23 protein-coding genes are annotated in these 24,547 nt (G+C 65.1%); 16 read left to right on the plus strand and 7 right to left on the minus strand.

The window, feature by feature from the left end; translation table 11 throughout:
* Positions 1-11: 11 nt before the first annotated feature.
* The 7 genes from WS68_RS00980 to WS68_RS01010 form a co-directional block, all read right to left on the minus strand.
* Entirely contained in the window at positions 12-1,541 is a 1,530-nt protein-coding gene (locus WS68_RS00980; RefSeq protein WP_082709737.1) for a DUF3426 domain-containing protein, read from the minus strand.
* 47 nt (positions 1,542-1,588) lie between these two features.
* A complete protein-coding gene (gene prmA, locus WS68_RS00985) occupies positions 1,589-2,491 on the minus strand; it encodes a 50S ribosomal protein L11 methyltransferase (RefSeq protein WP_059569029.1) in 903 nt (300 codons plus the stop codon).
* Complete coding sequence (accC, locus tag WS68_RS00990; protein WP_059515840.1) at positions 2,488-3,861, minus strand: acetyl-CoA carboxylase biotin carboxylase subunit; 1,374 nt, start codon at positions 3,859-3,861, stop codon at positions 2,488-2,490. Before accC ends, prmA begins: the two co-directional genes overlap by 4 nt.
* A 93-nt stretch (positions 3,862-3,954) precedes the next feature.
* Positions 3,955-4,425 (minus strand): acetyl-CoA carboxylase biotin carboxyl carrier protein, encoded by a 471-nt coding sequence (accB, locus tag WS68_RS00995; RefSeq protein ID WP_059569030.1) that lies wholly within the window; start codon positions 4,423-4,425, stop codon positions 3,955-3,957.
* A gap of 68 nt (positions 4,426-4,493) precedes the next feature.
* Positions 4,494-4,946, minus strand: a complete 453-nt coding sequence (gene aroQ, locus WS68_RS01000; protein ID WP_059569031.1) for a type II 3-dehydroquinate dehydratase — start codon at positions 4,944-4,946, stop codon at positions 4,494-4,496.
* 194 nt (positions 4,947-5,140) lie between these two features.
* Positions 5,141-5,707 (minus strand): TlpA family protein disulfide reductase, encoded by a 567-nt coding sequence (locus WS68_RS01005; protein WP_059569032.1) that lies wholly within the window; start codon positions 5,705-5,707, stop codon positions 5,141-5,143.
* On the minus strand, positions 5,704-6,357 hold the full coding sequence (locus WS68_RS01010) for a hypothetical protein (protein WP_059569033.1): 654 nt from the start codon (positions 6,355-6,357) through the stop codon (positions 5,704-5,706). Before WS68_RS01010 ends, WS68_RS01005 begins: the two co-directional genes overlap by 4 nt.
* A gap of 190 nt (positions 6,358-6,547) precedes the next feature.
* On the opposite strand from WS68_RS01010, the gene mpl reads away from it, so the two are divergent.
* The 16 genes from mpl (at position 6,548) to WS68_RS01090 (ending at position 24,435) form a co-directional block, all read left to right on the plus strand.
* The gene (gene mpl, locus WS68_RS01015) at positions 6,548-7,945 is read left to right on the plus strand and encodes a UDP-N-acetylmuramate:L-alanyl-gamma-D-glutamyl-meso-diaminopimelate ligase (RefSeq protein ID WP_059569034.1); all 1,398 of its coding nucleotides are present in this window, start codon (positions 6,548-6,550) and stop codon (positions 7,943-7,945) included.
* Positions 7,942-8,511, plus strand: a complete 570-nt coding sequence (locus WS68_RS01020; protein ID WP_059569035.1) for a YqiA/YcfP family alpha/beta fold hydrolase — start codon at positions 7,942-7,944, stop codon at positions 8,509-8,511. The genes mpl and WS68_RS01020 overlap by 4 nt, the downstream gene beginning before the upstream one ends.
* 107 nt (positions 8,512-8,618) lie before the next feature.
* The gene (locus WS68_RS01025; protein WP_059569036.1) at positions 8,619-10,694 is read left to right on the plus strand and encodes a ribonuclease catalytic domain-containing protein; all 2,076 of its coding nucleotides are present in this window, start codon (positions 8,619-8,621) and stop codon (positions 10,692-10,694) included.
* A gap of 8 nt (positions 10,695-10,702) precedes the next feature.
* Complete coding sequence (gene aroE / locus WS68_RS01030) at positions 10,703-11,572, plus strand: shikimate dehydrogenase (protein WP_156429307.1); 870 nt, start codon at positions 10,703-10,705, stop codon at positions 11,570-11,572.
* A gap of 20 nt (positions 11,573-11,592) precedes the next feature.
* Entirely contained in the window at positions 11,593-12,384 is a 792-nt protein-coding gene (gene mtgA, locus WS68_RS01035; protein WP_082709738.1) for a monofunctional biosynthetic peptidoglycan transglycosylase, read from the plus strand.
* 380 nt (positions 12,385-12,764) lie between these two features.
* A complete protein-coding gene (locus WS68_RS01040) occupies positions 12,765-14,423 on the plus strand; it encodes a S10 family peptidase (RefSeq protein ID WP_059569038.1) in 1,659 nt (552 codons plus the stop codon).
* A gap of 88 nt (positions 14,424-14,511) precedes the next feature.
* On the plus strand, positions 14,512-14,910 hold the full coding sequence (locus WS68_RS01045) for a hypothetical protein (RefSeq protein ID WP_059569039.1): 399 nt from the start codon (positions 14,512-14,514) through the stop codon (positions 14,908-14,910).
* A gap of 263 nt (positions 14,911-15,173) precedes the next feature.
* A complete protein-coding gene (locus WS68_RS01050) occupies positions 15,174-16,082 on the plus strand; it encodes an IclR family transcriptional regulator (RefSeq protein ID WP_059516104.1) in 909 nt (302 codons plus the stop codon).
* Positions 16,079-17,095 (plus strand): 2-dehydro-3-deoxygalactonokinase, encoded by a 1,017-nt coding sequence (locus tag WS68_RS01055; protein ID WP_059569040.1) that lies wholly within the window; start codon positions 16,079-16,081, stop codon positions 17,093-17,095. Before WS68_RS01050 ends, WS68_RS01055 begins: the two co-directional genes overlap by 4 nt.
* 52 nt (positions 17,096-17,147) lie before the next feature.
* Entirely contained in the window at positions 17,148-17,831 is a 684-nt protein-coding gene (locus WS68_RS01060) for a 2-dehydro-3-deoxy-6-phosphogalactonate aldolase (protein WP_059569172.1), read from the plus strand.
* Positions 17,828-18,607 carry an SDR family oxidoreductase gene (locus tag WS68_RS01065; RefSeq protein WP_059569171.1) on the plus strand — a complete coding sequence of 260 codons (780 nt, stop codon included), beginning with the start codon at positions 17,828-17,830 and terminating at the stop codon, positions 18,605-18,607. Before WS68_RS01060 ends, WS68_RS01065 begins: the two co-directional genes overlap by 4 nt.
* A 125-nt stretch (positions 18,608-18,732) precedes the next feature.
* Positions 18,733-19,728 (plus strand): arabinose ABC transporter substrate-binding protein, encoded by a 996-nt coding sequence (locus WS68_RS01070; RefSeq protein ID WP_059569041.1) that lies wholly within the window; start codon positions 18,733-18,735, stop codon positions 19,726-19,728.
* A 134-nt stretch (positions 19,729-19,862) separates the two neighbouring features.
* Positions 19,863-21,374 (plus strand): L-arabinose ABC transporter ATP-binding protein AraG, encoded by a 1,512-nt coding sequence (gene araG / locus WS68_RS01075; protein WP_059569173.1) that lies wholly within the window; start codon positions 19,863-19,865, stop codon positions 21,372-21,374.
* 86 nt (positions 21,375-21,460) lie between these two features.
* The gene (gene araH / locus WS68_RS01080; RefSeq protein WP_059569174.1) at positions 21,461-22,465 is read left to right on the plus strand and encodes an L-arabinose ABC transporter permease AraH; all 1,005 of its coding nucleotides are present in this window, start codon (positions 21,461-21,463) and stop codon (positions 22,463-22,465) included.
* A gap of 35 nt (positions 22,466-22,500) precedes the next feature.
* Complete coding sequence (locus tag WS68_RS01085) at positions 22,501-23,307, plus strand: SDR family NAD(P)-dependent oxidoreductase (RefSeq protein WP_059569175.1); 807 nt, start codon at positions 22,501-22,503, stop codon at positions 23,305-23,307.
* A gap of 48 nt (positions 23,308-23,355) precedes the next feature.
* Positions 23,356-24,435 carry an aldose 1-epimerase gene (locus WS68_RS01090; protein WP_059569176.1) on the plus strand — a complete coding sequence of 360 codons (1,080 nt, stop codon included), beginning with the start codon at positions 23,356-23,358 and terminating at the stop codon, positions 24,433-24,435.
* Positions 24,436-24,547: the final 112 nt, after the last annotated feature.

Raw genomic sequence — 24,547 nt, forward strand, 5'->3', positions numbered from 1 at the left:
GCCATGTTGCGTTACGGATAAAAAATCTGCACGCGGAAATTCGATGCGGCCACGCCGGCGGTCTCGATCTTGACGACCATCGTTTGCGTTGCGCCGGCGGGCAGACCCGCTTCGATGGGCGTGCCGGGGCGCGCATAGTCGAGCGGGGAGAGCACGCGGCGCGTGGTGATGTTGTTTGCCTCGTCGAGCAGCGTCAGTTCGATCGACGGATACGCGAGCGCGACCCGGTAACGATTCGTGAGCGGCATTTTCAGCTCGAGCGTCTGGGGGCCGTCGAGTTGGCGCAAGTCCGACGCATCGAGCCGCAAACCGTCGATTGCGCGCGGCGGCGTGACGGCGCAGCCCAACTGTGCGCAGGCCGCGCTGAAGAGCGGCTGCGTCGAGGGCCAGTAGATCATCAGCGTTTCGCGTTGCCACCAGGCGATTTGCGCGACGAGGAGCGCGGCGAGCACGATGGCGGCGGCGACGCCGAGCGCGTGCGCGAAGCCGCCGCGCATCGCGCCGGCGCGCGTTTCGCGGGTGAGCGCGAAGTGCTCGCGGTTGTCGGGTTCGGGCGATGCCGCGAACGGTTCAGCCGTTGCGGCGGCGGGTGCGCTGAAATGCGGCTCGTGGCCAGGATGCGCGCTGGCTGGTGCGGACGACGCCGATGCCGCGGCGGAAGATACGAGCACAGGCTCGATCGAGTGTGGGCGCTGGGTGTCGGAGGCGTCGGCGGGCGTGGTGTGCAAAGCAGCGGTGGAGGCGGGGGGGCGGGACGGCTCGCGCGCATCGGCGGATGTATTGTCGTCCGCGCGGCGCTCCGGCGGTGCCGGTGCAGTTTCGTTGGTGGTGGCGTGATTGGCCGTCTCACCGCTACCCATTGCCTGGCGGTTTGAAGCAGAACCGTTCGTGGCGCAGAGACTCGATGCCGAGCGGTTCGATTCAAGGTGGTCTGCCGGCGAAGCGCTTGCAGTCGCAGTGCCGCTTGCCGCCGGATCGCCGGTCGCCAAGCCGCAAGCGGCTTCGGATGCGCGATTCGCGATGGCCGCGCCGGGCGGCGCGCCCTGGATGTTCGGGATCGGACCGTTTGCCGTCGTACTGCCCGCAGCTTCCCCTTTTGCAACCACGCGGCTCGCCGCCGCACCGATGCTCGCGCTCGTTACCTGCAACTCCGGTTCGACGTTGCCGTCGAGCCACGGCGCGCGCATGTCCCACGCGTGTGGCGCGAAGTCGCGATGACCGGCTTCGAGCAGTACGTGCCCGGGCGACGTGGCGGCAAAGAGGCGAGGCGGCTTGGCGGGCGCCGCGCCGCGCTCGGCTTCGGCCGCCAGCGCGGCGGCGACGGCCGGTTCGTCGGACACGAGCGAGCACGTCGCGTCGAACACCTGCTGGCAATGCCCGCAACGCACCAAGCCGCCGCGCAGCGCGAGCTGTTCGCGCTGTAGCCGGAAGACGGTTTCGCAATGAGGGCAGCGCGCCGCGAGGCGCGCGTGCGCCGGCGTCTGGCTGCCCCAAGCGCGCCGACTGTCTTCTTCGGGGGACGACGAACGAAGTGAGTTCATGTTAGCCGGGCCGCCAGCTAAGCCGTTAGGGTTGGACTGCGCCTATTCTAATGGCTTTCGCGCCGTGTTCCGGCGAGGCAGACCCAACCTTCGTGTTCGCGCCAGACGGCGATGTCGAGATAGCGCGCATAGGCGCTCGCGACTTCGTCCGCTTGCCGCGCGAGCACGCCAGACAGCGCGAGCCGTCCGCCCGGCTTCACTTTCGACGCGAGCATCGATGCCATCAGCTTCAGCGGATTCGACAGGATATTCGCGACGACGATATCGAATTCGCTGTCGGGGCAAGCGTTGGGCAGGCCATAGACGACCTCGGCGCGGTTGCGCGCGCTGTTCTGGCGCGCGGCTTCGACAGCTTGAGGGTCGATGTCGATGCCGGTCACGCTGCCCGCGCCGCATTTCTTCGCGAGAATCGCGAGGATGCCGGAGCCGCAGCCGTAATCGAGGACCGACTGCCCCGGTTGCACCGTTTGTTCGAGCCACTCCATGCAGAGACGCGTCGTCGGGTGGCTGCCCGTGCCGAATGCGAGGCCGGGATCGAGTTCGAGTACGAGCGCTTCGGGTTCTGGCGCATCATGCCAAGACGGCACGACCCAGATTCGTTCGCCGATATGGATCGGATCGAATTGCGATTGCGTCAGCCGTACCCAATCCTGATCCTCGACGTCGCGCACGTCGAAGCGCGGCGTCTTGGCGAGGCCGATTTCATTCGCGGCGGCGGCAAGCAGCACGGCGGGGTCGTGCGTCGCGTCGACGAGCGCGACCACGCGCGAGCGCTGCCACGCGGTGCGCTCCGGCACGAGGCCCGGCTCGCCGAAGAGCGGCTGTTCATCCGGCGTATCGGCGTCGGCGTCCTCGACGGACACCGACAGCGCTCCCAGCTCGACGAGCGCGTCGGACAACGCCTCCGCGTGCTCGCGCGGCAGCTCGACGACGAGTTCCCGGTAACTCATGACGCTGCTTCTTCCGGCGCGTGCTGCTGCCGCTGCGCGAGGCGGTGCTCGAGATAATGGATGCTGGTGCCGCCTTCGACGAACTTCGAGTCGAGCATCAATTCGCGATGCAGCGGGATGTTGGTCTGGATGCCTTCGACCACCATTTCCGACAGCGCGATCCGCATCCGGTTGATTGCCTGCTCGCGCGTCGCGCCGTAGGCGATCAGCTTGCCGATCATCGAATCGTAATTGGGCGGCACGAAGTAGCCGTTGTACACGTGCGAATCGACACGGATGCCGGGGCCGCCCGGGGTATGCCACGACGTGATCCGGCCTGGCGACGGCGTGAATTTGAACGGGTCCTCGGCGTTGATCCGGCATTCGATTGCGTGGCCGCGGAACTGGATATCGCGCTGGCGGATCGACAGCTTTTCACCGGCCGCGATCTTGATCTGCTCCTGCACGATGTCGACGCCGGTGATCAGCTCCGTCACCGGATGCTCGACCTGCACGCGCGTGTTCATCTCGATGAAGTAGAACTCGTTGTTTTCGTACAGGAATTCGAACGTGCCCGCGCCGAGGTAACCCATCTTCTTGCACGCGTCCGCGCAGCGGTCACCGATCCGGTCGATCAGGCGGCGCGGGATGCCGGGCGCGGGGGCTTCCTCGATCACCTTCTGGTGGCGGCGCTGCATCGAGCAGTCGCGCTCGCCCAGCCACAGCGCGTTGCGGTGCGAGTCCGACAGCACTTGAATCTCGATGTGGCGCGGGTTTTCGAGGAACTTCTCCATATAGACCTGCGGATTGCCGAACGCGCGGCCCGCTTCCTCGCGCGTCATGTTGACCGCGTTGACGAGCGCCGCCTCGGTGTGGACGACGCGCATCCCGCGCCCGCCGCCGCCGCCCGCCGCCTTGATGATCACCGGATAGCCGATCGAGCGCGCGATCTTCACGATCTCCTTCGGATCGTCCGGCAGTGCGCCGTCCGAGCCCGGCACGCACGGCACGCCGGTCTTGATCATCGTCTGCTTCGCGGTGACCTTGTCGCCCATCATCCGGATCGTGTCCGGGCGCGGGCCGATGAACGTGAAGCCCGATTGCTCGACGCGCTCGGCGAAATCGGCATTTTCCGACAGGAAGCCGTAGCCGGGGTGAATCGCTTCGGCGTCCGTCACTTCGGCCGCGCTGATGAGGGCCGGCATGTTCAGATAGCTGAGGTTCGACGGGGCCGGCCCAATGCAGACCGCTTCGTCGGCGAGCCTCACATACTTGGCTTCCTTGTCGGCCTCGGAATAGACGACCACCGTCTTGACGCCGAGCTCGCGGCACGCGCGCTGGATGCGCAACGCGATTTCCCCGCGATTGGCAATGAGGATTTTTTCAAACATAGCGAGTATTCGTCTCTTCGATGGGCACGCGCTGCGCGTGCCTTGAGGAGCAGGGCGGCGGCGCTCTCGACGCGCGCGCCGCGCGGGCAGACGTTAGCCGATCACGAAAAGCGGTTGGCCGTATTCGACGGCCTGGCCGTTCTCGGCAAGGATTTCCTTGATGACGCCGGCTTTGTCCGATTCGATTTCGTTCAGCAGCTTCATTGCTTCGATGATGCAAAGCGTCTGGCCTTCCTTGACCGTGTCGCCGACCTGGACGAACGGATCGGCGCCCGGTGACGGCGCGCGGTAGAACGTGCCGACCATCGGCGACGTGACGACGTGGCCTTGCGGCGCGGCCGGCGCGACCGCAGCGGCGGCCGGCGCGCTTGTGCTTTCGGGCTGCGCCGTGACGGCGGGGGCAGGGGCGCTCACATGCGGCGCAAAGCCGCCCGATTGCTGGACGTAGACCGGCGGCGCGTTCTTGACGATGCGAACCTTGCCTTCGCCTTCGGTGACTTCCAGCTCGGAGATGCCGGATTCGGAGACGAGGTCGATCAAAGTTTTCAGCTTACGAAGGTCCATCGGGAATTCCCCTTTCAATACGTGAAACGCCGGTTCGGAACCGGCGCTGAATCGAGTTCTTGTAAATCTCAGCCGCGCGCCGCCTGTTGCAGCTTGTCGAGCGCGTATTCGAGTGCGTACAGATAGCCTTTCCAGCCAAGGCCGCAAATCACGCCTTCGGCCTGATCGGAAAAATAAGAGTGATGCCGGAACGGTTCGCGCCGGTGCACATTCGACAGATGGATCTCGACAAACGGGATGCCGACCCCCGCGAGCGCATCCCGAATCGCGACGCTCGTATGCGTATACGCAGCGGGATTGATCAGAATGAATGCGGTGCCGTCGGTTCTTGCCGCCTGGATGCGATCAACCAGCGCACCCTCATGATTGCTTTGAAACGACTCGAGTGCCGCGCCCGCCTGTTGCGCGCGCGCAGCCAGCGCTTGATCGATCTGCTCGAGCGTGACGCGGCCGTACACCTCCGGTTCCCGGGTGCCGAGAAGGTTGAGATTAGGGCCGTGGAGCACCAGCAATCGAGTCATGGTCGCTTCTTTTTCTGCGCAATTGCGCGAACTTTATCGCCAATTAGAGAAATTTGTCTAGTTTCGCCGAATGGCTGGCGGCGCCGGCGCGTCGGCGGAGGCGTGCCACCAGGCTCAGAATCGGCTAATTTCAGGCAATTTTGCTTCAATCTACTCGAAATTGCTCGTAATGTGCCGAGAATCAGTTCGACTCGTCAGAGCGTGTCGAGGAGGCGTCTGAGCTCGTCCACATGAATTTGCCCGAGCTTCGTCATACGGATCTTGCCGCTTGCGTCGATCACGACTGTAAACGGTAATGCGCCCGCAGTATTGCCAAAATTTCGGGCCAGATCTGCGCCCGTATAGCCACTGACGAAGATCGGATAGTCGACCGGCACTTTCTTCAGGAAGTTTTTTACGTTTTGTTCCGAATCGACGCCTATTCCGACGAAATGGATGTCTTTTTTCGCGTATTCATGGGACAGGCTGACGAGTTCGGGCATTTCCGCCACGCATGGGCCGCACCAGGATGCCCAGAAATTGACGACAGTATTCTTGCCCTTATATGCAGCGAGCGCGTGCGATTTGCCGTCGACGCCGGGGAACGACGCAGCCCATAGTGCGTCGACGGGAGCGCCGGGCGCCGCGTTTACAGACGGCGTGGCCGCTTGGGCGTCTTCGTTGCCCGCGCTGCCGCGCCACCAATGGCCGGCGGCCAAGCCGCCGGCGGCCGCAATGGCCGCAACCGCGACGGCCGTGAAAATCCGTTTGCTGTTCGTCATCGATTCGGGTCGGTCGGTGAGGAGGGCGTGGCGTCGAGCAAGGCGCGCAAGGCCGGCGCATCGGCCCGGGCAAGCCGGCCGCGGGCATCCGCCTTCAGGGCGCCGCGCAGGTCGTTGCTCGTATAGAGGGTCAAATGGATGCCGACGGGCGTTTCGCCGCGCGTTCCGCGCCACAAGAAGCTGAGCGTTTCGACGTCGCCGCGTCCCGCGAAATGGCGGGTCTCGGAAACGTCGTATTGAACGTTCTGATTTAGCAGATAAATTGCGACATCTTTCTGATTATCGCAAAAGATCTGCAAATAAATATCGGAATGTGCGTTAGCGGTGCCGTTCAACACCGCGCCGGCGATGTACGGGTTAAACGGAGCGAGCCGCTCCATCCACGCGAGGGCGATCGTGCGCAGCCGCCTCAACTCGGCGGGCTGGGTGTCAGCCTGGAACAGGGCCAGATACTCGTGCAGTTCTTCTTCGATCTGGTCGTTATCCGGCAGCCATTCTCCGGCTATCCGGCTGTCGCCGCCCAGCACCTGTCGGGCGGCCTTGCGTTTTGCGCCAGCGTAATCGAGCCCATCTTCGGCGATCAGGCGCGCCGCCGCTAGCGCGATTTCGTCGCGCACGCGTTGCGGATCGAGTAGGGTTTTGCGAGACATGATCCGATAATCATACTAGAACGGCATGACGCGGCGGCCGCGCCTTGGCGGAGCCCCTGGTGACGTCAGTTACAATAGTGCGCTTTGGGCGGCGGCGCGAGCGCCCGCTCATGCGCGTATTCCCGGCAACCGGCGCACGTCGCGGCCGGCCTTCGGTTCGATTCGACGCCCATGCGGCGCAAAAAGCTCTATGCATATCCACATTCTTGGCATCTGCGGCACCTTCATGGGTGGTCTTGCCGTGCTCGCCCGCGCGGCCGGCCATACGGTGACCGGATGCGATGCGGGCGTCTACCCGCCGATGAGCACGCAACTCGAAGCGCAGGGCATTCAGTTGATCGAAGGTTATGGCGCCGAGCAGGTTGATCTGAAGCCCGATCTGTTCGTGATCGGCAATGTCGTGTCACGCGGCAATCCGCTGATGGAGGCGATTCTCGATCGCGGGCTGCCTTATGTATCGGGGCCACAATGGCTCGGCGAACACGTGCTCGCGGGCAAGTGGGTGCTCGCTGTCGCCGGCACGCATGGCAAGACGACGACGAGTTCGATGCTCGCATGGCTTCTCGAAGACGCGGGCCTGAACCCAGGCTTTCTGATTGGCGGCGTGCCGTTGAATTTCGGCGTATCCGCGCGACTTACCGATTCGACTTTCTTCGTGATCGAAGCCGACGAGTACGATACCGCTTTCTTCGACAAGCGCTCGAAATTTGTCCATTACCGGCCGCGTACCGCGATTCTCAATAATCTCGAGTTCGATCACGCTGACATTTTTCCTGATCTTGCCGCGATCGAGACGCAATTCCATCATCTGGTTCGCACCGTGCCGAGCATCGGCAGGCTGGTGACGAACGGCCGCGACGACGCGCTCGAGCGTGTGCTGGCACGTGGATGCTGGAGCGAGGTCGAGCGCTTCGGCGTCGACGGCGGCTGGCAGGCGTTGTCCGCGGATGACGGCGTGCCTGTCGACGAGCGCTTTGCCGTCTACTCGCGCAGCGAGCGTGTCGGCGTCGTCGAGTGGCAGGTGCAGGGCGAGCACAACCGAATGAATGCGCTCGCCGCGATCGCGGCCGCGCGCCATGTCGGCGTGCCGCCGCTGCGTGCCGCCGCCGCGCTTGCCACATTCCGTAACGTGAAACGCCGGATGGAGGTGCGCGGCAGCGTCGACGGCGTGACGGTCTATGACGACTTCGCGCATCATCCGACTGCGATCGAAACCACGATCGCCGGCCTTCGTGCGCGTATCGGCCGGGAAAATGGTCGCATCCTCGCCGTGCTCGAACCGCGCTCGAACACTATGAAACTCGGCGTGATGAAGGCGCAACTGCCGGCGAGCCTTGCCGACGCCGATCTCGTGTTCGGCTATGGCGCCTCCACGGGCCGCGACGCGCTCGGCTGGCATCTTGCGGATACGCTTGCGCCGCTTGGCGACAACGCGCGCGCGTTCGACGATCTGCATGCGCTCGTGAACGCGGTGACGCAGGCGGCGCGGCCGGGCGATCACGTGCTCGTGATGAGCAACGGCGGCTTCGGCGGAGTTCATCAGAAGCTCCTGGATGCGCTCGCCGCGCGCAGCCGGAGCGGCGCGTGATTCTCTATCTGCACGGCTTCCGCTCGTCGCCGCAGTCGTTCAAGGCGCGTGCGCTGGCCGCGCGGCTTGCCGAGCTGGGCCGTTTGGGTGAGTGGCGCTGCCCGGCGCTGCCGGTCGCACCGATCGATGCGGTTGCGGTTGCCGAAGCGCAGGCCGCAGGCGTGCCGGCGCACGAAGTGACCGTGATAGGCAGTTCGCTCGGCGGCTACTACGCGACCTGGCTTGCGCAGAAGCACGGCTGGCGCGCGGTGCTGCTGAATCCTGCGACGCAGCCGCAGCGCGACTTGCAGCGTTATCTCGGCGAGCAGCCGCTTTGGCACGGCGGCGGTACGATCGTTGTCGAGCCGCATCATCTGGACGAGTTGAATGCGTTGCGCGTGCCGGCGATCACGCGGCCGCAGCGCTACTATCTATTCGCGGCGACGGGCGACGAGGTGCTCGATTACCGCGAGATGCTGGCGCACTACCCCGGCGCACGGACTCGCGTCATCGACGGCAGCGATCATGGGATCAGCGAATTTGCCGACTATATCGACGACGTTCTTGCATTTTGCGATGCCGGATAAGCAGCGCCGGATACGAAGCCGGCGTTCGAAACCGTGACACAACACATGGCGCCGCTTCCGGCCGGAGCGCGGCGCACGACAGTCTGAACGAAAGACGAGAGTATTGAGTGAACGTTTTCTTCGAGGAATCGGGCAGTTTCAAGGCCGGCAGCGTGCTGTCCCGGCAAGGCGACGCGTTTCAGGTCGAGTTGCCGGGCGGCCGGCGCGCGAAGGTGCGCGCGAAGGATGTGCTGATCGAATTCGACAAGCCCGCCGCAGGCGAACTGATGCAGCAGGCGGACGAGGCGGCGCAGCAGATCGACCTGGATTTTCTGTGGGAGTGCGCGCCCGCTGACGAATTCGCGTACTCGACGCTGGCCGATGAATATTTCGGCGCGAATTATGGCCCTGTCGAGCGTGCTGCGCTTGTCCTGCGTCTGCATGGCTCGCCCATTTATTTTCGCCGCAAGGGGCGTGGGCAATATCAGCGCGCGCCGCAAGAGCAGCTCAAGATGGCGCTTGCCGCGCTCGAGCGCAAACGTCAGCAGGCGCTCGTGCAAGCCGGCTATGAGGAAGAGCTGAAGGCGGGGCGGCTGCCCGACGCGTTCGTCGGCCGCGCGCTGAATCTGCTGACGAAGCCGGACAAGAATTCGATCGAATACAAGGCGCTCGAGGCGGCCGCCGCCGCGCGTGGCGTGTCGCCCGCGCGGCTGATGCTCGATTGCGGCGGGATTGCGTCGGCGCGCGCGCTGCATGAGGCGCGTTTTCTTGCCGAGTACTTTCCGCATGGCACGGGCTTTCCGAGCGTGACCGTCGGCAAGCTGCCGGACGATCTGCCGCGCGCGGATGTCAGCGCGTTCTCGATCGACGATATCACGACCACCGAGATCGACGACGCGTTCTCGGTCGAGCATTTGGCGGACGCCCGCGTGCGGATCGGCGTGCATATCGCGGCGCCCGCGCTCGGCATTACGCGCGGCGACCCGATCGACGCGATCGCGCGCGCGCGGCTGTCGACCGTCTATATGCCTGGCGACAAGATCACGATGCTGCCGGACGACGTCGTCGACATCTTCACGCTGAAAGAGGGCGGCTATCGCCCGGCGTTGTCGCTTTACATCATCGTGAACCGCGACACGCAGGAGATCGTCGCGAACGAAACGCGCGCCGAGTTGGTGTATGTGAAAAGCAACCTGCGGCACAACACGCTCGACGAACTGGTGACCGAGGAGTCGCTGGCGGCCGGCACGGGCGACTATCCGCACAAGGACGATATCGCGGTGCTCTGGCCGCTCGCGCAGGCGCTCTTCGAGAAGCGTCAGGTCGCGCGCGCGGGCTATGGGTTGAAGCGCGAGGTGCAGCGCAACACCGATTTCAATTTCTACGTCGAAGGCGAGCATGTGACGATCACGCCGCGCCGGCGCGGCTCGCCGCTCGATCTGATCGTCTCTGAACTCGCGATTCTGGCCAATTCGACGTGGGGCGCGTTCCTGCACGATCATAGCGTGCCGGGAATCTATCGCACGCAGCGCGCGTTCGGCATGCCGAGCGGGCCCAAGCGCACGCGGATGCAGACGAGCGCCGCGCCGCACGAAGGGCTCGGCGTGCCGCAGTATGCATGGAGCACTTCGCCGCTGCGCCGCTACGTCGACCTCGTCAACCAATGGCAACTGCTCGCGTGCGTGCAGCATGGCGTGACGGCGAAGCTTGCCGCGCCGTTCAAGCCGAAGGACGCGGATCTGTACGCGGTCGTGCAGGGGTTTGACGATACGTATGCCGCTTATGCCGACCATCAGCGCCGGATGGAGTATTTCTGGTGTCTGCGCTGGATCAAGCAGGAAGGCCGCAAGCAGGTAAGCGCGACCGTCGTGAAGGGCGATCTCGTGCGGCTGGACGAAGTGCCGCTGCTGCTGCACGTGCCTGCGCTCGGCGTGCATGCGCGCGGCACGCGCGTGCTGCTCGACGTGATGTCGATCGATGAGCTGACGGTCGAGGCGTCGGTGCGGCTCGTGAGCGTGCTTGACGCGCCGACGGTATCGAGCGGCGAGCCCGCCGACGATGACGAGGATACCGAAGCGGCCGGCGATGCGTTGCTCGACGCAGCCGGCGAATCCGCCGAAAGCGACACGCAAGCGCTTGCCGAGGCGGGCAGCGTGGCGGGAGACGGCGGCGCTTCGGCCGACGGTGCGGAGCCCGCGCCGTGAGCCCGACAATTGCCGGACGCGGCGAGCGCGCGCACGACCGCTATGCGGTGATCGGCAATCCGATCGCGCACAGCAAATCGCCGTTCATTCACGCGCGCTTTGCCGAGCAGACCGGCGAGGCGATCGAATACGCGCACCTGCTCGCGCCGCTCGATGGCTTCGTGACGACCGTGCGCGAATTCGCCGCGCAGGGCGGCCGCGGACTAAACGTCACGGTGCCGTTCAAGCTCGACGCGCATGCGCTTGCCGATACGCTGTCGCCGCGCGCCATGGCAGCGGGTGCGGTGAACACGCTGCGCTTCGACGAAACCGGCGTGTTTGGCGACAACACCGACGGCGCCGGCTTGACGCGCGATATCGAGACCAATCTCGGCGTGAGCCTCGCGGGCGCGCGGATCTTGCTGCTTGGCGCCGGAGGCGCGGCGCGCGGCGTCGTGCTGCCGATGCTCGAGCGCAGGCCGGGCGTGCTGACGATCGTCAATCGAACGGCAAACAAGGCGCAAGGGCTCGTCGACCAGTTCGCACCGGCGGCGCGCGACGCGGGCTGCCTGCTTGCGGGCGGCGGCCCCGAGCAGGTGGAGCGCGAGCCTTATGACGTGATCGTCAATGCGACGGCGGGCAGCCTCGATGCGGCATTGCCCGAATGCGACGCCGCCGCGTTCGGACCGGCGACGCTCGCATACGACATGATGTACGGCGCGAGGCCGACCGTCTTCATGGAACACGCGAGCACGCTCGGTGCGCGCGTGGCGGACGGGCTCGGGATGCTAGTCGAGCAGGCAGCGGAATCGTTCCTGGTGTGGCGCGGCGTGCGGCCCGACAGCACACCCGTGCTTGCCGCATTACGCGCTGCGCTGGCGGCGCCGGCGTCGCATTGAGCGCGCGAGGCGGCCCGCAGATGCGCAACGACGCCGTTTCGCCCGTTTCGTCTGCCTCGCCGGTGCCGGAGGCCATGCCAACGGCATACGGAGCGGGCCGCGCGCGCAAGCATGGCCTGGCGCGCTGGCTTGCGTATGCGGGCGGCGTGCTCGGTGGCGCATGGTGTGCGACCCAACTCTATTATTTTGTGCAGATCGCGATCTGGGCGGCGCTCGATCCGGGGTCGAGCGCCTTCATGCGCGCGGACGCGTGGCGTCTGTCGGCCGAGCAGCCGGCGGTGTCGATCCGGCGTCAATGGGTGCCATACGAACGCATTTCGCGCAATCTGAAGCGCGCGGTGATCGCATCCGAAGATGCGGATTTTGCGAACAATTCGGGCTACGAGATTGACGCCATCCTGCAAGCATGGGAGAAGAACCGGGCGCGCGGCCGAATCGTGTCGGGCGGCTCGACGATCTTGCAGCAGCTCGCGCGCAACCTGTTCCTGTCGAGAGAAAAAAGCTATATCCGCAAGGGACAGGAACTCATCATCACGTGGATGCTCGAGACGCTGCTCGACAAGGAGCGCATCTTCGAGATTTATCTGAACTCGGTCGAGTTCGGCCGAGGAGTCTATGGAGCGCAGGCTGCTGCGCAGTACTACTACAGGTTGCCGGCGAGCCGGCTCTCGGCGTGGCAGGCGGCGCGCCTCGCGGTAATGCTGCCTAATCCTAAATATTTCGATGCGCATCGCGGCTCGCCTTATCTCGCGCAGCGCACGGGCGTAATCGTGCGGCGGATGGGCGCTGCGGAGTTGCCTGCATCACCGTGACAGGCTCGGCGGCCTGCCGCATCAAGCTTTCGGTGCCGGCATGCTGTGAATGCGGGTAATCCTTAATTTATTTCGCTTAGCTGATTAATTCGCTTGCGCGCTGCCGATCAGCTATTGAATCGGTAACACGATTACTTCTTTTCAATGCTGTTTCGTTGATAAAACGCGGCATAAAAACCGGTTTGGGATACAGTTTGTCAGAATGAAAAATAAAACTGAAAGAATTAAGTAAGCCTAATTTCTTTGGAAGATCGGGCTGTTTTCCAAATCGAAAGTTGTCGAGTATATTGGCCGTCACCTTGGCTTATCGAGCCGATGTAACAAGGTAGGGGGCGCCTATCCGGCTGCTCGACAAAAACTGAGAGAGAAGGAAAACGACTATGCCAGCACGTCAAGCGAAGCTGCTATTAGCCGCGACGTTCTCCACGCTGTTGCTTGCAGCGTGTAATGGAGACGATGCCGGGCCGAGTGCGAAAATCACCGCGAGTGCGGACGCATCGACGGGCGCCACCAGCATCACCAGCGTCGACCAGCCATATCAGGATCCCAACAGTTATTCTTCCGAGCCCGGCGCGTCGCTGCCGGCGTCAGCGGCGCTTGAGCGCGCCGCGCTCACGCATCATCAAATCACGGTCAACGGCAAGACGATCAGCTATACCGCGACCGCAGGCCATCTGATCGCGCGCAATCCGCAAACGGGCGCTGCCGAGGCGTCGGTTTTCTACGTCGCATATACCGCCGACAATCAGAGCGCCAGCAAGCGTCCCGTCACGTTCTTCTACAACGGCGGCCCCGGCTCGTCGACCGTGTGGCTGCACCTCGGCTCGTTCGGGCCGAAGCGCATCGTCACCGGCGATCCGAACGCGAACAACGCGTCGTTCCCGTTCGTCGAAAACCAGGAAACCTTGCTCGACACGACCGATCTCGTCTTTGTCGACGCAGTCGGCACCGGCTATTCGGAGGCGATCGCGCCGAACACGAACCAAACGTTCTGGGGCGTCGACCAGGACGCCGGCATATTCCGCGATTTCGTGGTCCGCTATCTGGCCGCGAACAAGCGCGGCGATTCGCCGAAATATCTGTTCGGCGAATCTTATGGCACGCCGCGCACCGACGTGCTCGCGAATCTGCTCGAGACCGCTGGCGTGAATCTCGCCGGGATCGTGCTGCAATCGTCGATTCTGAACTACAACAGCAACTGCGACATGGCGAGCACGAACAACGGCACCGTCAACAACAGCGGCAGCAATAGCTATTCGATGCAGGGCACGACGCCGATCAGTTGTGCTGGCTTTGTACCGAGCTACGGCGAGATCGGCGCTTATTACAAGCTCGACAATCCGAATCCTTCCGACATCGTGCAGTACGCGGACCAGATGCGCCTGCTCACGGCGGGCACCTATTCGCCGGCTGTCAATGCGTATCTCGCGAATCACACGCCGCCTGCGCCGACGCTGGTGACACAGATGTCGAATGCGACCGGCGCGTCGAGAGCGTTGTGGAACAAGGATTTCAACCTGCTGCCGACCTATTACGACAATAGCTATCAGATTGCGTTGATTCCGGGCACGCTGATCGGCCGCTACGATGCGCGCGTGAACGCGCCGATCAACAGCCCGCTCGCGGCCGAAGGCGATCCGTCTAGCACTTTCATCACGAAGCCGTTTACCGACACGATCAGCGCCTATTTGCCGAACGAACTGAAGTATTCGGCGCAAACGTCCTACTCGGTGGACAGCAACGCGATCAATACGTGGGACTGGAGCCACGACGGCCTGCCGATGCCCGACACGATTCCGGATTTGGCTGCGGCGCTTACGCTCAATCCTTCTTTGAAGATCCTGTCGTTGAACGGTTACCACGATATCGCGACGCCGTTTTATCAGACGGAACTCGATCTTGCCCGTCTCGGCTTGCAGCCCAATCTGACGATCAAAGATTATCAGGGCGGCCATATGGTCTATCTGGACGATACGTCGCGGCCGCAGGAAAAGCGCGATCTGGTGACGTTCTATAACGCGGCGCCGGCTGCGCGATGATGCCGGCTGGCCCATCGTCCGTCGCGCAAGCGCGCTCGAGCGCCGCGCGCGGCGGGCCACGACGACCCCATTTCTGATCGGAGCTGATATGAACATCCAATCGCTACTCGCCTGGACGGTGCTTGCCGCCGCGGGCTTCGCGCTGACGCAAACCGCTTTCGCCCAGCAGGCGGCAAGTAGCGCGCAACCGGCCCGCCACGGGCAGGCGCAATTGGGCGATCCATACGTGCCGCCCGCCGCACGCAAGCCGACGGCCGGCACGCAAACCACCGGCGACGAACTGCACGCGCAAGTCGTCCGCAAGCTGCAACGCCAGTTCGCGACGGCCGATGCGGGCAATGCCGGCTTGACCGAAGCGCAGGCGAAGGCCGCGGGCCTTGGCTATGTCGCGAAAAACTTCAAGCAGATCGATGTGAACCAGACGGGGCGCGTGTCGTTTTCCGACGTGCAACGCTATCTCCAGTCGCAAAGCGCGACGCGACAATAAGCACACCTAGCGACTGCGCGACGCGCACGAGGCGGGAGATAGGCAAGCGGGCTTGGCCGGACAACCGGCTCAGCCCGTTTTTTCATCCGCGTCCGGTTGTGCAACAGTGTACGAATCTCCCAATATATGAGACAAGCGCTCAAATGTTGGATATCACGACTACCCCCCCCTACAATCCGAAGCACATCGACATGCTTCGGCGGATGCGTGGCCTTCGCGAGATCGAGGGCTTGCCCATCCGGTTTGTCGGAGTTGATCGCATCATGAACAAATTGCCCATGACGCTTGCCCTGAACGACACGCCTGACGCGCATTGCGCGACGCCTGATGCCGCGCTTGCGGACAGCATCGGCGCAACCGGCACGCCGCTCGATCTCGCCGCTCAACAGGCGGGCACGCAGACGCTGCTGCGCGGGCTGGCGATTCTCGAAGCGGTGGCCGGCGGCGCGCGCGACATGCGCGCGATCGCCGCCGCGCTCGGCACGACACGCAGCACGACGCACCGGCTCGTGAGCAGCCTCGCGCAGGCGCGTTATCTGCGCCAGGTGCAGGGCGGCTATTTGCTCGGCCCGAAACTGATCGAGCTTGGTACGATCGCGCTCGAACAGATGCCGCTCACGGCGGTCGCCCGTCCGCATCTCGATGCGCTCGCTCAAGCGACGCTCGACACGATCCACCTGGGTGTGCGCGACGGCGATGACGTGCTCTACATCGACAAAATTCCCGGCACGCGCGGCCTCGAGATGCGCTCACGGATCGGCCATCGGATGCCCCTCGCGTCGACCGGCATCGGCAAGGCGCTGATGCTCGATCTCGATCCCGACATGTGGCGCACGCTGTTCGAAGCGGCAAAGCGTGCCCTATCGGGCGTGAATTTCAAGCCCGACCGCCGGCCCGACGTCGGCACGTTCCTGCAGCGTATGGCCCATTACGCGGCGGGCGGCTATACGTTCGATCTTGAGGAGAACGAAACATCGATTCGCTGCGTCGCGGCGCCCGTGCGCGATGCGTCGGGGGCGATCGTCGCCGGCCTGTCGGTCGCGAGCACGATTCCTTATATGTCGCTTGACCGGATGAACGAGCTGGTGCCGCTCGTGCACCGGACCGCGCGCGCGATTTCGGCCGATCTCGGCTGGAGCGCGCCGCAGGCCACGCGCCGGATCAAGCGATGACGGCGGCCTCGGATACGCCCGCGCTGATCGGGCTCGATTGGGGGACCACGTCGCTGCGCGCGTATCTGTTCGCCATTGACGGCTCCGTGCTCGATACGCGAGCCGATGCGGCGGGCGTGATGAGCCTGCCGGGGGGCGCAGACCGAGCACGAGCGTCGCAGGTGTTCGATGATGCGTTCGAGCGTGTGTGCGGCGCATGGCTCGATCGGATGCCGGACCTGCCGGCGCTCGCATCCGGGATGGTTGGCAGTGCGCAAGGATGGCGCGAGGCGCCGTATGTGCCGGTGCCGGCCGCAGCCGACGGGTTCGCGGCGGGTCTCGTGCGCGTGAAAACCGCGCGCGGCGCAACGCTTGCGATCGTGCCGGGCGCGCTGTCGCCGGGCGATCTGCCGGACGTGATGCGGGGTGAGGAAACGCAGATCGTCGGCACGCTCGCCGCCGAGCCGTCGCTCGCGCTCGCTCGTCCAGGCGCGTTGATCGGCCTGCCCGGCACGCATGCGAAATGGGCGTGGGTGTGCGATGGCCGGATCGAGTGGTTCCGCACTTATATGACGGGCGAGCTGTACGCGGCATTGCGCGAGCACACGATTCTCGGCCGCACGATGCAGCCGTCGGACGCCGCCGATTGGGACGCGTTCGCTCGCGGCGTGCGCACCGCCCGCGGCAAGCGCGACGAGGGCTTGCTCGCGACATTGTTCAGCACGCGCACGCTTGGCTTGACCGGCCGGCTTACGCCGGGCGCGCAAGGCGATTATTTGTCCGGACTGCTGATCGGTCACGAACTGAGCGCGCTCGACGTGCTGCTCGCCAAGCAGGGCGCGTCGCTGGCGTCGCTTGCGCCGCGTATCGTCGGCGCGAGCGCGTTGTGCGAACGCTATCTGCGCGCGCTCGCGGCCTTCGATTGCGACGGCGCGCGCGCTGTCGAGCAGGCCGCCGAGCGCGGCCTGTGGTGCATTGCGACGCGGGCCGGACTTGTCGGTCTGGCGGACGAGCTGCTTCGCCGGCCGTCATAGGCCAGGCCGCACGCGAGCCGATGGACTGGACCGCTGGAGGAAATGTCGCATGATGGATGCTGAAAAATATCGCTTTCCCGCGCCTTACGAGCCGCATCGCGGCTTGATGCGCGCGCTCGCCGAATGTCCACTGGTGGCGATCTTGCGCGGCATCACGCCCGCCGAGGCGGCCGCGCACGGTGCGGCGCTTTACGACGCCGGCTTTCGAATCGTCGAGGTGCCGCTCAATTCGCCCGACCCGTTCGACAGCATCGCCGCCTTGCGCGCGGCGCTGCCCGCCGATGCTATCGTCGGCGCGGGAACCGTGCTGCGCGCCGAGTACGTCGACGAAGTCGCGCGCGCGGGCGGCAACCTGATCGTGATGCCGCATGCGGATGCGCAAGTCGTGCGCCGCGCGAAAGCTCTCGATATCGCGTGCGCGCCCGGCGTCGCGACGCCGACCGAAGCGTTCGCCGCGCTCGCAAGCGGCGCCGACGTATTGAAGATGTTTCCCGCCGAACAGCTCGGGCCGGCGACGCTCAAGGCATGGCGCGCGGTGATTGATGCGCGGGTGCCGATCGTGCCGGTCGGCGGGGTCGCGCCCGACAACATGGGCGCGTATCTCGCGGCTGGTGCAAGCGGCTTCGGGATCGGCTCGGCGCTTTATGCGCCGGGGCAGCCGAGCGCCGTTACCGCGACGCGCGCGCAGGCGTTCGTCAACGGATGGCAGATCGCGCGCAACGGAGCGGTGCGGTGAATAGGCTCGCGGGCAAGGTCGCGCTCGTGACGGGCGCGGGGCGCGGCATCGGCGCGGCGATCGCCCGTGCGTTTGCGCGCGAAGGCGCTGCGGTGGTGCTTGCGGAACTCGATGCCGCGCTTGCTCGCGAGACGGCCGGCGAGATCGAACACGACGTTGCCGGCGCGCGCGTGCTGGCGGTGCAGACCGACGTGACGCGGGCGGAGTCGATAACGGCTGCGTGCGCCGATGCGCAGCGAGTGTTCGGCCCGCTCGACGTGCTCGTCAACAATGCGGGCATCAACGTGTTCGACGATCCGCTCACGCTTGCCGACGACGCGTGGCGCCGCTGCCTTTCGGTCGATCTCGACGGCGTATGGAACGGCTGTCGCGCGGCGTTGCCGGGCATGGTCGAGCGCGGGCGCGGCAGCATTGTCAACATCGCGTCGACGCATGCGTTCAAGATCATCCCGGGATGCTTTCCGTATCCGGTCGCCAAACATGGCGTATTGGGCCTCACGCGCGCGCTCGGCATCGAGTATGCGGCGCGCAACGTGCGCGTGAACGCGATCGCGCCGGGCTACATCGAAACGCAGGCGACGCGCGATTGGTGGGACGCGCAGCCCGATCCGGCGATGGCGCGGCAGCAAACGCTCGCGCTTTCGCCGATGAAGCGGATCGGCCGCCCCGACGAAGTCGCGATGACCGCGGTATTTCTCGCTTCGGACGAGGCGCCGTTCATCAACGCGACTTGCATCACGATCGACGGCGGCCGCGCGACGCTGTATCACGACTGATTCGCTCGCGCACGTTCGCCCCGGCGGACGATGCGCGAACGCGGCGCGCGACGGCTGCACGCGCCGCGTCGGGACAATGAAGCAGCCGGCACTCCGTCGACGGAGACAATCAGGAGACAAGCAATATGAAACGCAGAACGTTCATCACGTTGGCGGCCGCCGCGATGGCCGCGGCTGCAGGCGCGCCCGCGCACGCGGCGGACCCGGTGAAGATCGGCTTTCTCGTCAAGCAACCGGAAGAGCCGTGGTTTCAGGACGAGTGGAAATTCGCCGAGCTTGCCGCGAAAAACAAGGGCTTTACGCTCGTGAAGATCGGTGCGCCTTCCGGCGAAAAGGTGATGAGCGCGATTGACAATCTCGCCGCGCAGAAAGCGCAAGGCTTCATCATCTGCACGCCCGACGTGAAGCTCGGGCCGGGCATCGTCGCTAAAGCGAAGTCGCACAATCTGAAGATGATGACGGTCGATGATCGTCTCGTCGACGGCGGCGGCAAGCCGATCGAATCGGTGCCGCACATGGGCATTTCCGCTTACGACATCGGCAAGCAGGCCGGCAATGGCATTGCGGCCGAGATCAAGAAGCGCGGTTGGAATGTCAACGAAGTCGGTGCGCTCGACATCACGTATGAGCAATTGCCGACCGCGCATGATCGCACGGCGGGCGCGACCGATGCGCTCGTCGCGGCGGGCTTTCCGAAGGCGAACGTGATCGCCGCGCCGCAGGCGAAGACTGATACCGAGAACGCGTTCAATGCGGTGAACATCGCGCTCACGAAGCATCCGCAGTTCAAGCATTGGGTTGCATACGGCTTGAACGACGAAGCGGTGCTCGGCGCGGTGCGCGCGGCCGAAGGGCGCGGCTTCAAGGCGGCCGACATGATCGGCATCGGTATCGGCGGCTCGGACTCGGCGTTGAACGAATTCAAGAAGCCGCAGCCGACGGGCTTTTTCGGCACCGTCATCATCAGCCCAAAGCGGCATGGCGAGGAGACGTCGGAGCTGATGTACGCGTGGATTACGCAAGGCAAGGCGCCGCCGCCGCTCACGCTCACGACCGGCATGCTCGCGACGCGCGATAACGTAGGCCAGGTGCGCGAGACGATGGGACTTGCCGCGAAGTGAGCGCCGCGCGGCGCGTGCGCAGAGGGCGGGCGGCCGCGTGACGCGGTGAGCGTTGCGAACGTGCACGCGCGGCTTGGCGCAGCGGTAATGCACGGGGCAACCCGATTGATTGGATGGCGGCAGACGGAGGCGACGTGGCAGCGGTACTGCGTTTCGACAATATCGGCAAGGTTTTTCCCGGCGTGCGCGCGCTCGACGGTATCTCGTTCGGCGTGCGCGCGGGGCAGGTGCATGGTTTGATGGGCGAGAACGGCGCGGGCAAATCGACGCTGCTCAAGATTCTCGGCGGCGAATATCAGCCGGATTCGGGCAGTGTGCTGGTCGATGGCCGTGCAATGCGCTTTTCGAGCGCGGCGGCGTCGATTGCGGCAGGCATCGCGGTGATTCATCAGGAATTGCAGTACGTGCCCGACCTGACCGTCGCGGAGAACCTGCTGCTTGGCCGATTGCCGCAAACGCTCGGCTGGGTCAAGAAGCGCGATGCTTTGCGCTTCGTGCGCGAGCGGCTCGCGGCGATTGGCGTCGATCTCGATCCGAACGCGAAGCTGCGGCAGTTGTCGATCGGCGCGCGGCAGATGGTCGAGATTTGCAAGGCGCTGCTGCGCAACGCACGCGTGATCGCGCTTGACGAACCAACCAGCTCGCTGTCGCACAGCGAGACCGAGGTGCTGTTCAAACTCGTCGACGATCTGCGTCGCGACGGCCGCGCACTCATCTATATCTCGCACCGGATGGATGAGATCTACCGGCTCTGCGACGCCTGCACGATCTTTCGCGACGGCCGGCAGGTGGCCTCGCATGCGTCGCTCGCCGACGTGCCGCGCGAGACGCTCGTGCGGCAAATGGTCGGCCGCGAGATCAGCGACATCTATCACTATGCGCCGCGCGCGCTCGGTGACGTGCGCCTGTCGGTGAATGCGCTTGCGGGCGGCGCGCTGAGCGCAGGCGCGAACTTCGACGTGCGCGCGGGCGAGATCGTCGGTTTTTTCGGGCTCGTCGGCGCGGGGCGCAGCGAGCTGATGCGCGTGATCTACGGCGCGGATCGCAAGACGGGCGGCACGCTCGCGCTCGACGGCAAGCCGCTCGACATTCGCTCGACGCGCGACGCGATTCGCCACGGGATCGTGCTTTGCCCGGAGGATCGCAAGGAGGAGGGGATCGTCGCGCAGGCGTCGGTTGCCGAGAACATCAATATAAGTTGCCGGCGGCATACGCTGCGCGCGGGCCTGTTTCTCGATCGCAAGCGTGAGGCCGAAACCGCCGAGCGTTTCATCGACATGCTGAAGATCAAGACGCCTAACCGCCGGCAGAAGATCCGATTTTTGTCGGGCGGCAATCAGCAAAAGGCGATTCTCGCGCGCTGGCTTGCCGAGCCGGACCTGAAGGTCGTGATTCTCGACGAGCCGACGCGCGGCATCGACGTCGGCGCGAAGCACGAGATCTACGGCGTGATCTACGCGCTTGCGCAGCGCGGCTGCGCGATCGTGATGGTGTCGTCGGAATTGCCGGAGGTGCTCGGCGTGTCGGACCGGATCGTCGTGATGCGTGAAGGGCGCATTGCGGGCGAGCTGGCGCGCGCGAGCGCCACCGAAGAGGCGGTGCTCAATCTTGCGTTGCCGCAGGGCGGAGCAGCGCGCGTGGCATGACGCGAAATACCGCGATGCGCGGCGCGGCCGGTGAGCCGAATGTAGACAACGGCGGCGAAACTGCCGCCTGCAGAGGAGCAAACGATATGCAAATCAGAGAGAATCTTCAACAAGCCGCGCCGTCCGCGAGCATCGTGCGCGCCGGCGAGCAGCAGCGCTGGCGGCAGCAGATCACCGAATACAGCCTCGTTGCGATCTTCGCGGCGATGTTCGTCGTGATGTCGCTGACGGTCGATCATTTCTTCTCGATCGACAACATGCTTGGCCTTGCACTGTCGATCTCGCAGATCGGCATGGTCGCCTGCACGATGATGTTTTGCCTCGCGTCGCGCGATTTCGATTTGTCGATCGGCTCGACGGTCGCGTTCTCGGGCGTGCTGTGCGCGATCGTGCTCAATGCGACCAACAACACGTTCGTCGCGATTGCCGCGGCCGTGGTCGCGGGTGCGGCAATCGGCTTCGTCAACGGCGCGGTGATCGCGTATTTGCGGATCAACGCGTTGATCACGACGCTCGCGACGATGGAGGTCGTCCGCGGGCTGGGTTTCATCGTGTCGAAAGGGCAGGCGGTGGGGGTATCGTCGGAGACGTTCATCGCGCTCGGCGGGCTCACGTTCGCCGGGATTTCGTTGCCGATCTGGGTGACGCTCGTGTGCTTCGTCGTGTTCGGCGTGTTGCTCAACCAGACCGTCTACGGGCGCAACACGCTTGCGATCGGCGGCAATCCGGAAGCGTCGCGGCTCGCGGGGATCAACGTCGAGCGCACGCGCGTCTATATCTTCCTGATTCAGGGCGCGGTGACGGCGCTCGCCGGCGTGATTCTCGCGTCGCGGATCACGTCCGGCCAGCCCAATGCCGCGCAGGGCTTCGAGCTGAACGTGATTTCCGCGTGCGTGCTGGGCGGTGTGTCGCTCGCGGGCGGGCGCGCGACGATCTCCGGCGTCGTGATCGGTGTGCTGATCATGGGCACGGTCGAAAACGTGATGAACCTGCTCGATATCGATGCGTTTTACCAGTATCTCGTGCGCGGCGCGATTCTGCTTACGGCGGTGCTGCTCGACCAGTTGAAGAATCGCGGCGCACGCGATTGAGCGCCGCGGCACATCATGACGACAAGGATGACGAAATGAATATCGGCCGTTCGGAACCCGAAGCGCACGACGCGGACCATCGGCGTGACGCGAGCTATCCGAGCCTCGCGCAGCGCACGGTGTTGATCACGGGCGGCGCGACCGGAATCGGTGCGTCGTTTGTCGAGCATTTCGTGCGGCAGCGTGCGCGTGTCGCGTTCGTCGATCTCGATGCGCAAGCGGGCGACGCGCTCGCCGCACGGCTTGCGCATGCCGCGCACGCGCCGATGTTCGTCGCGTGCGACGTCACCGACATTGACGCGCTGCGTTATGCGATCGACACGGTCCGCGCGCGCATCGGCCCGATCACGACGCTCGTCAACAATGCGGCGAATGACGCGCGCCATGCGATCGACGCCGTCACGCCCGAGTCGTTCGACGCTGGCATCGCGGTGAATCTGCGCCATCAGTTCTTTGCCGCGCAGGCGGTGATCGACGACATGAAGCGCGCGGGCCGCGGCTCGATTATCAATCTGGGTTCGATCAGCTGGATGCTGAAGAACGGCGGCTATCCGGTCTACGCGATCGCGAAAGCGGCGGTGCAGGGTTTGACACGCGGGCTTGCTCGCGAGCTTGGACCGTTCGGCATTCGCGTCAATACGCTGGTGCCGGGCTGGGTGATGACCGACAAGCAGCGCCGGCTTTGGCTCGACGATGCGGGGCGCGCGGCGATCAAGGCGGGGCAGTGTCTGGACGCTGAGCTGCTGCCCGACGATCTCGCCAGAATGGCGCTCTTTCTTGCCGCCGACGATAGCCGGATGATCACCGCGCAGGACATCGTCGTCGACGGCGGCTGGGCATGACGCTTGCGTTCGGGCGCGCTGCCCGGGGCGAAGCAGGAGAAGCGAATCATGACGTCGACCCACATTCGGCCATCGGCTGACGATGCGATGCAGATCAGGCAGACGCGCCGCGCGCGACGCGCGGCCGTCTCGCATCAGGTGAGCGCAGGGCCGCAGACATCGCAGGTCGCGCGCGGCGCCGGCCTGGGCGCGGCCGACGCGGCCATTGCGACTCTGACGAACGACAAGCTGAGGCTAGACGTCGCGCCGCATCTGGGCGGCGGCATTACGCGTTTCGACTGGAGCGGCGACGGCGTGCTCACGCCGATCTTCCGCCGCTGCGAAGCGCCTGGGCCGCGCACCGATCCGAACGAGCTTGCCTGCTATCCGTTGCTGCCTTACTCGAATCGGATCGGCGCAGGACGTTTCCGGTGCGACGGGCGGCTCGTGCGCGTACCGCGCAATCGCAACACCGAACCACTGCCGATTCACGGCGACGGCTGGCTCGCGCGCTGGCAGCTCGACGATGCGACACCCCGGCAATTGCGGCTATCGCTCGATCTCAGCGACGGCGAACCGTATGCGCTGCGCGCAACGCAAATCTACGCACTCGACGGCGCAACGCTGACGATCGTGCTCACGGTCGAGAATGCCGGGCCGATGCGTCTGCCATTCGGGCTCGGCTTGCATCCGTTCATCGTACGCGATGCGGCCACCGAGATTGCCGCCGCCGCGAGCGGGCTGTGGCTATCGACGCCGGATTGGCTGCCGTCGCGGCATATCGGCGCGCCGGCCGCGTGGCGCTTCGGCATTGCGTATCCGTTGCCGAACACACTCGTCAATCACGCATTTACCGGCTGGGGCGGCGGCGCGACGATCGCCTGGCCGTTACGCCGTCTCGCGCTGACGGTAGCGGCCGACGCCGATTGTTATGTGCTGTACACGCCGCCCGGTCAGGCGTTCTTTTGTTTCGAGCCCGTCGATCATCCGATCGACGCGGTGAATCTGCCGGGCGGCGGCGCCGCGCACGGGATGACGCTGCTTGCGCCTGGCGAGCGGCTCACGCGCCGCTTTCGCTTTACCGTCGCGCGCACCGATGCGCGTGCCGCGCCGGTTGCGCGCCAGACGGCCGCGCGTGCAGACGGCTGACGCGCATCGGCGGTGTGCGGCATGCGCCGCTTGCCGCCGGGCGGCCCGGCTCGGATGGTGCGAGACTGGGGTGAGCCGGCCGTGCTGGCGGGTAGCGCCGCGGCGGGCGGCT

Origin of the sequence: Burkholderia sp. TSV86 (assembly GCF_001522865.1) — a bacterium.
Taxonomy (GTDB): Bacteria; Pseudomonadota; Gammaproteobacteria; order Burkholderiales; family Burkholderiaceae; genus Burkholderia.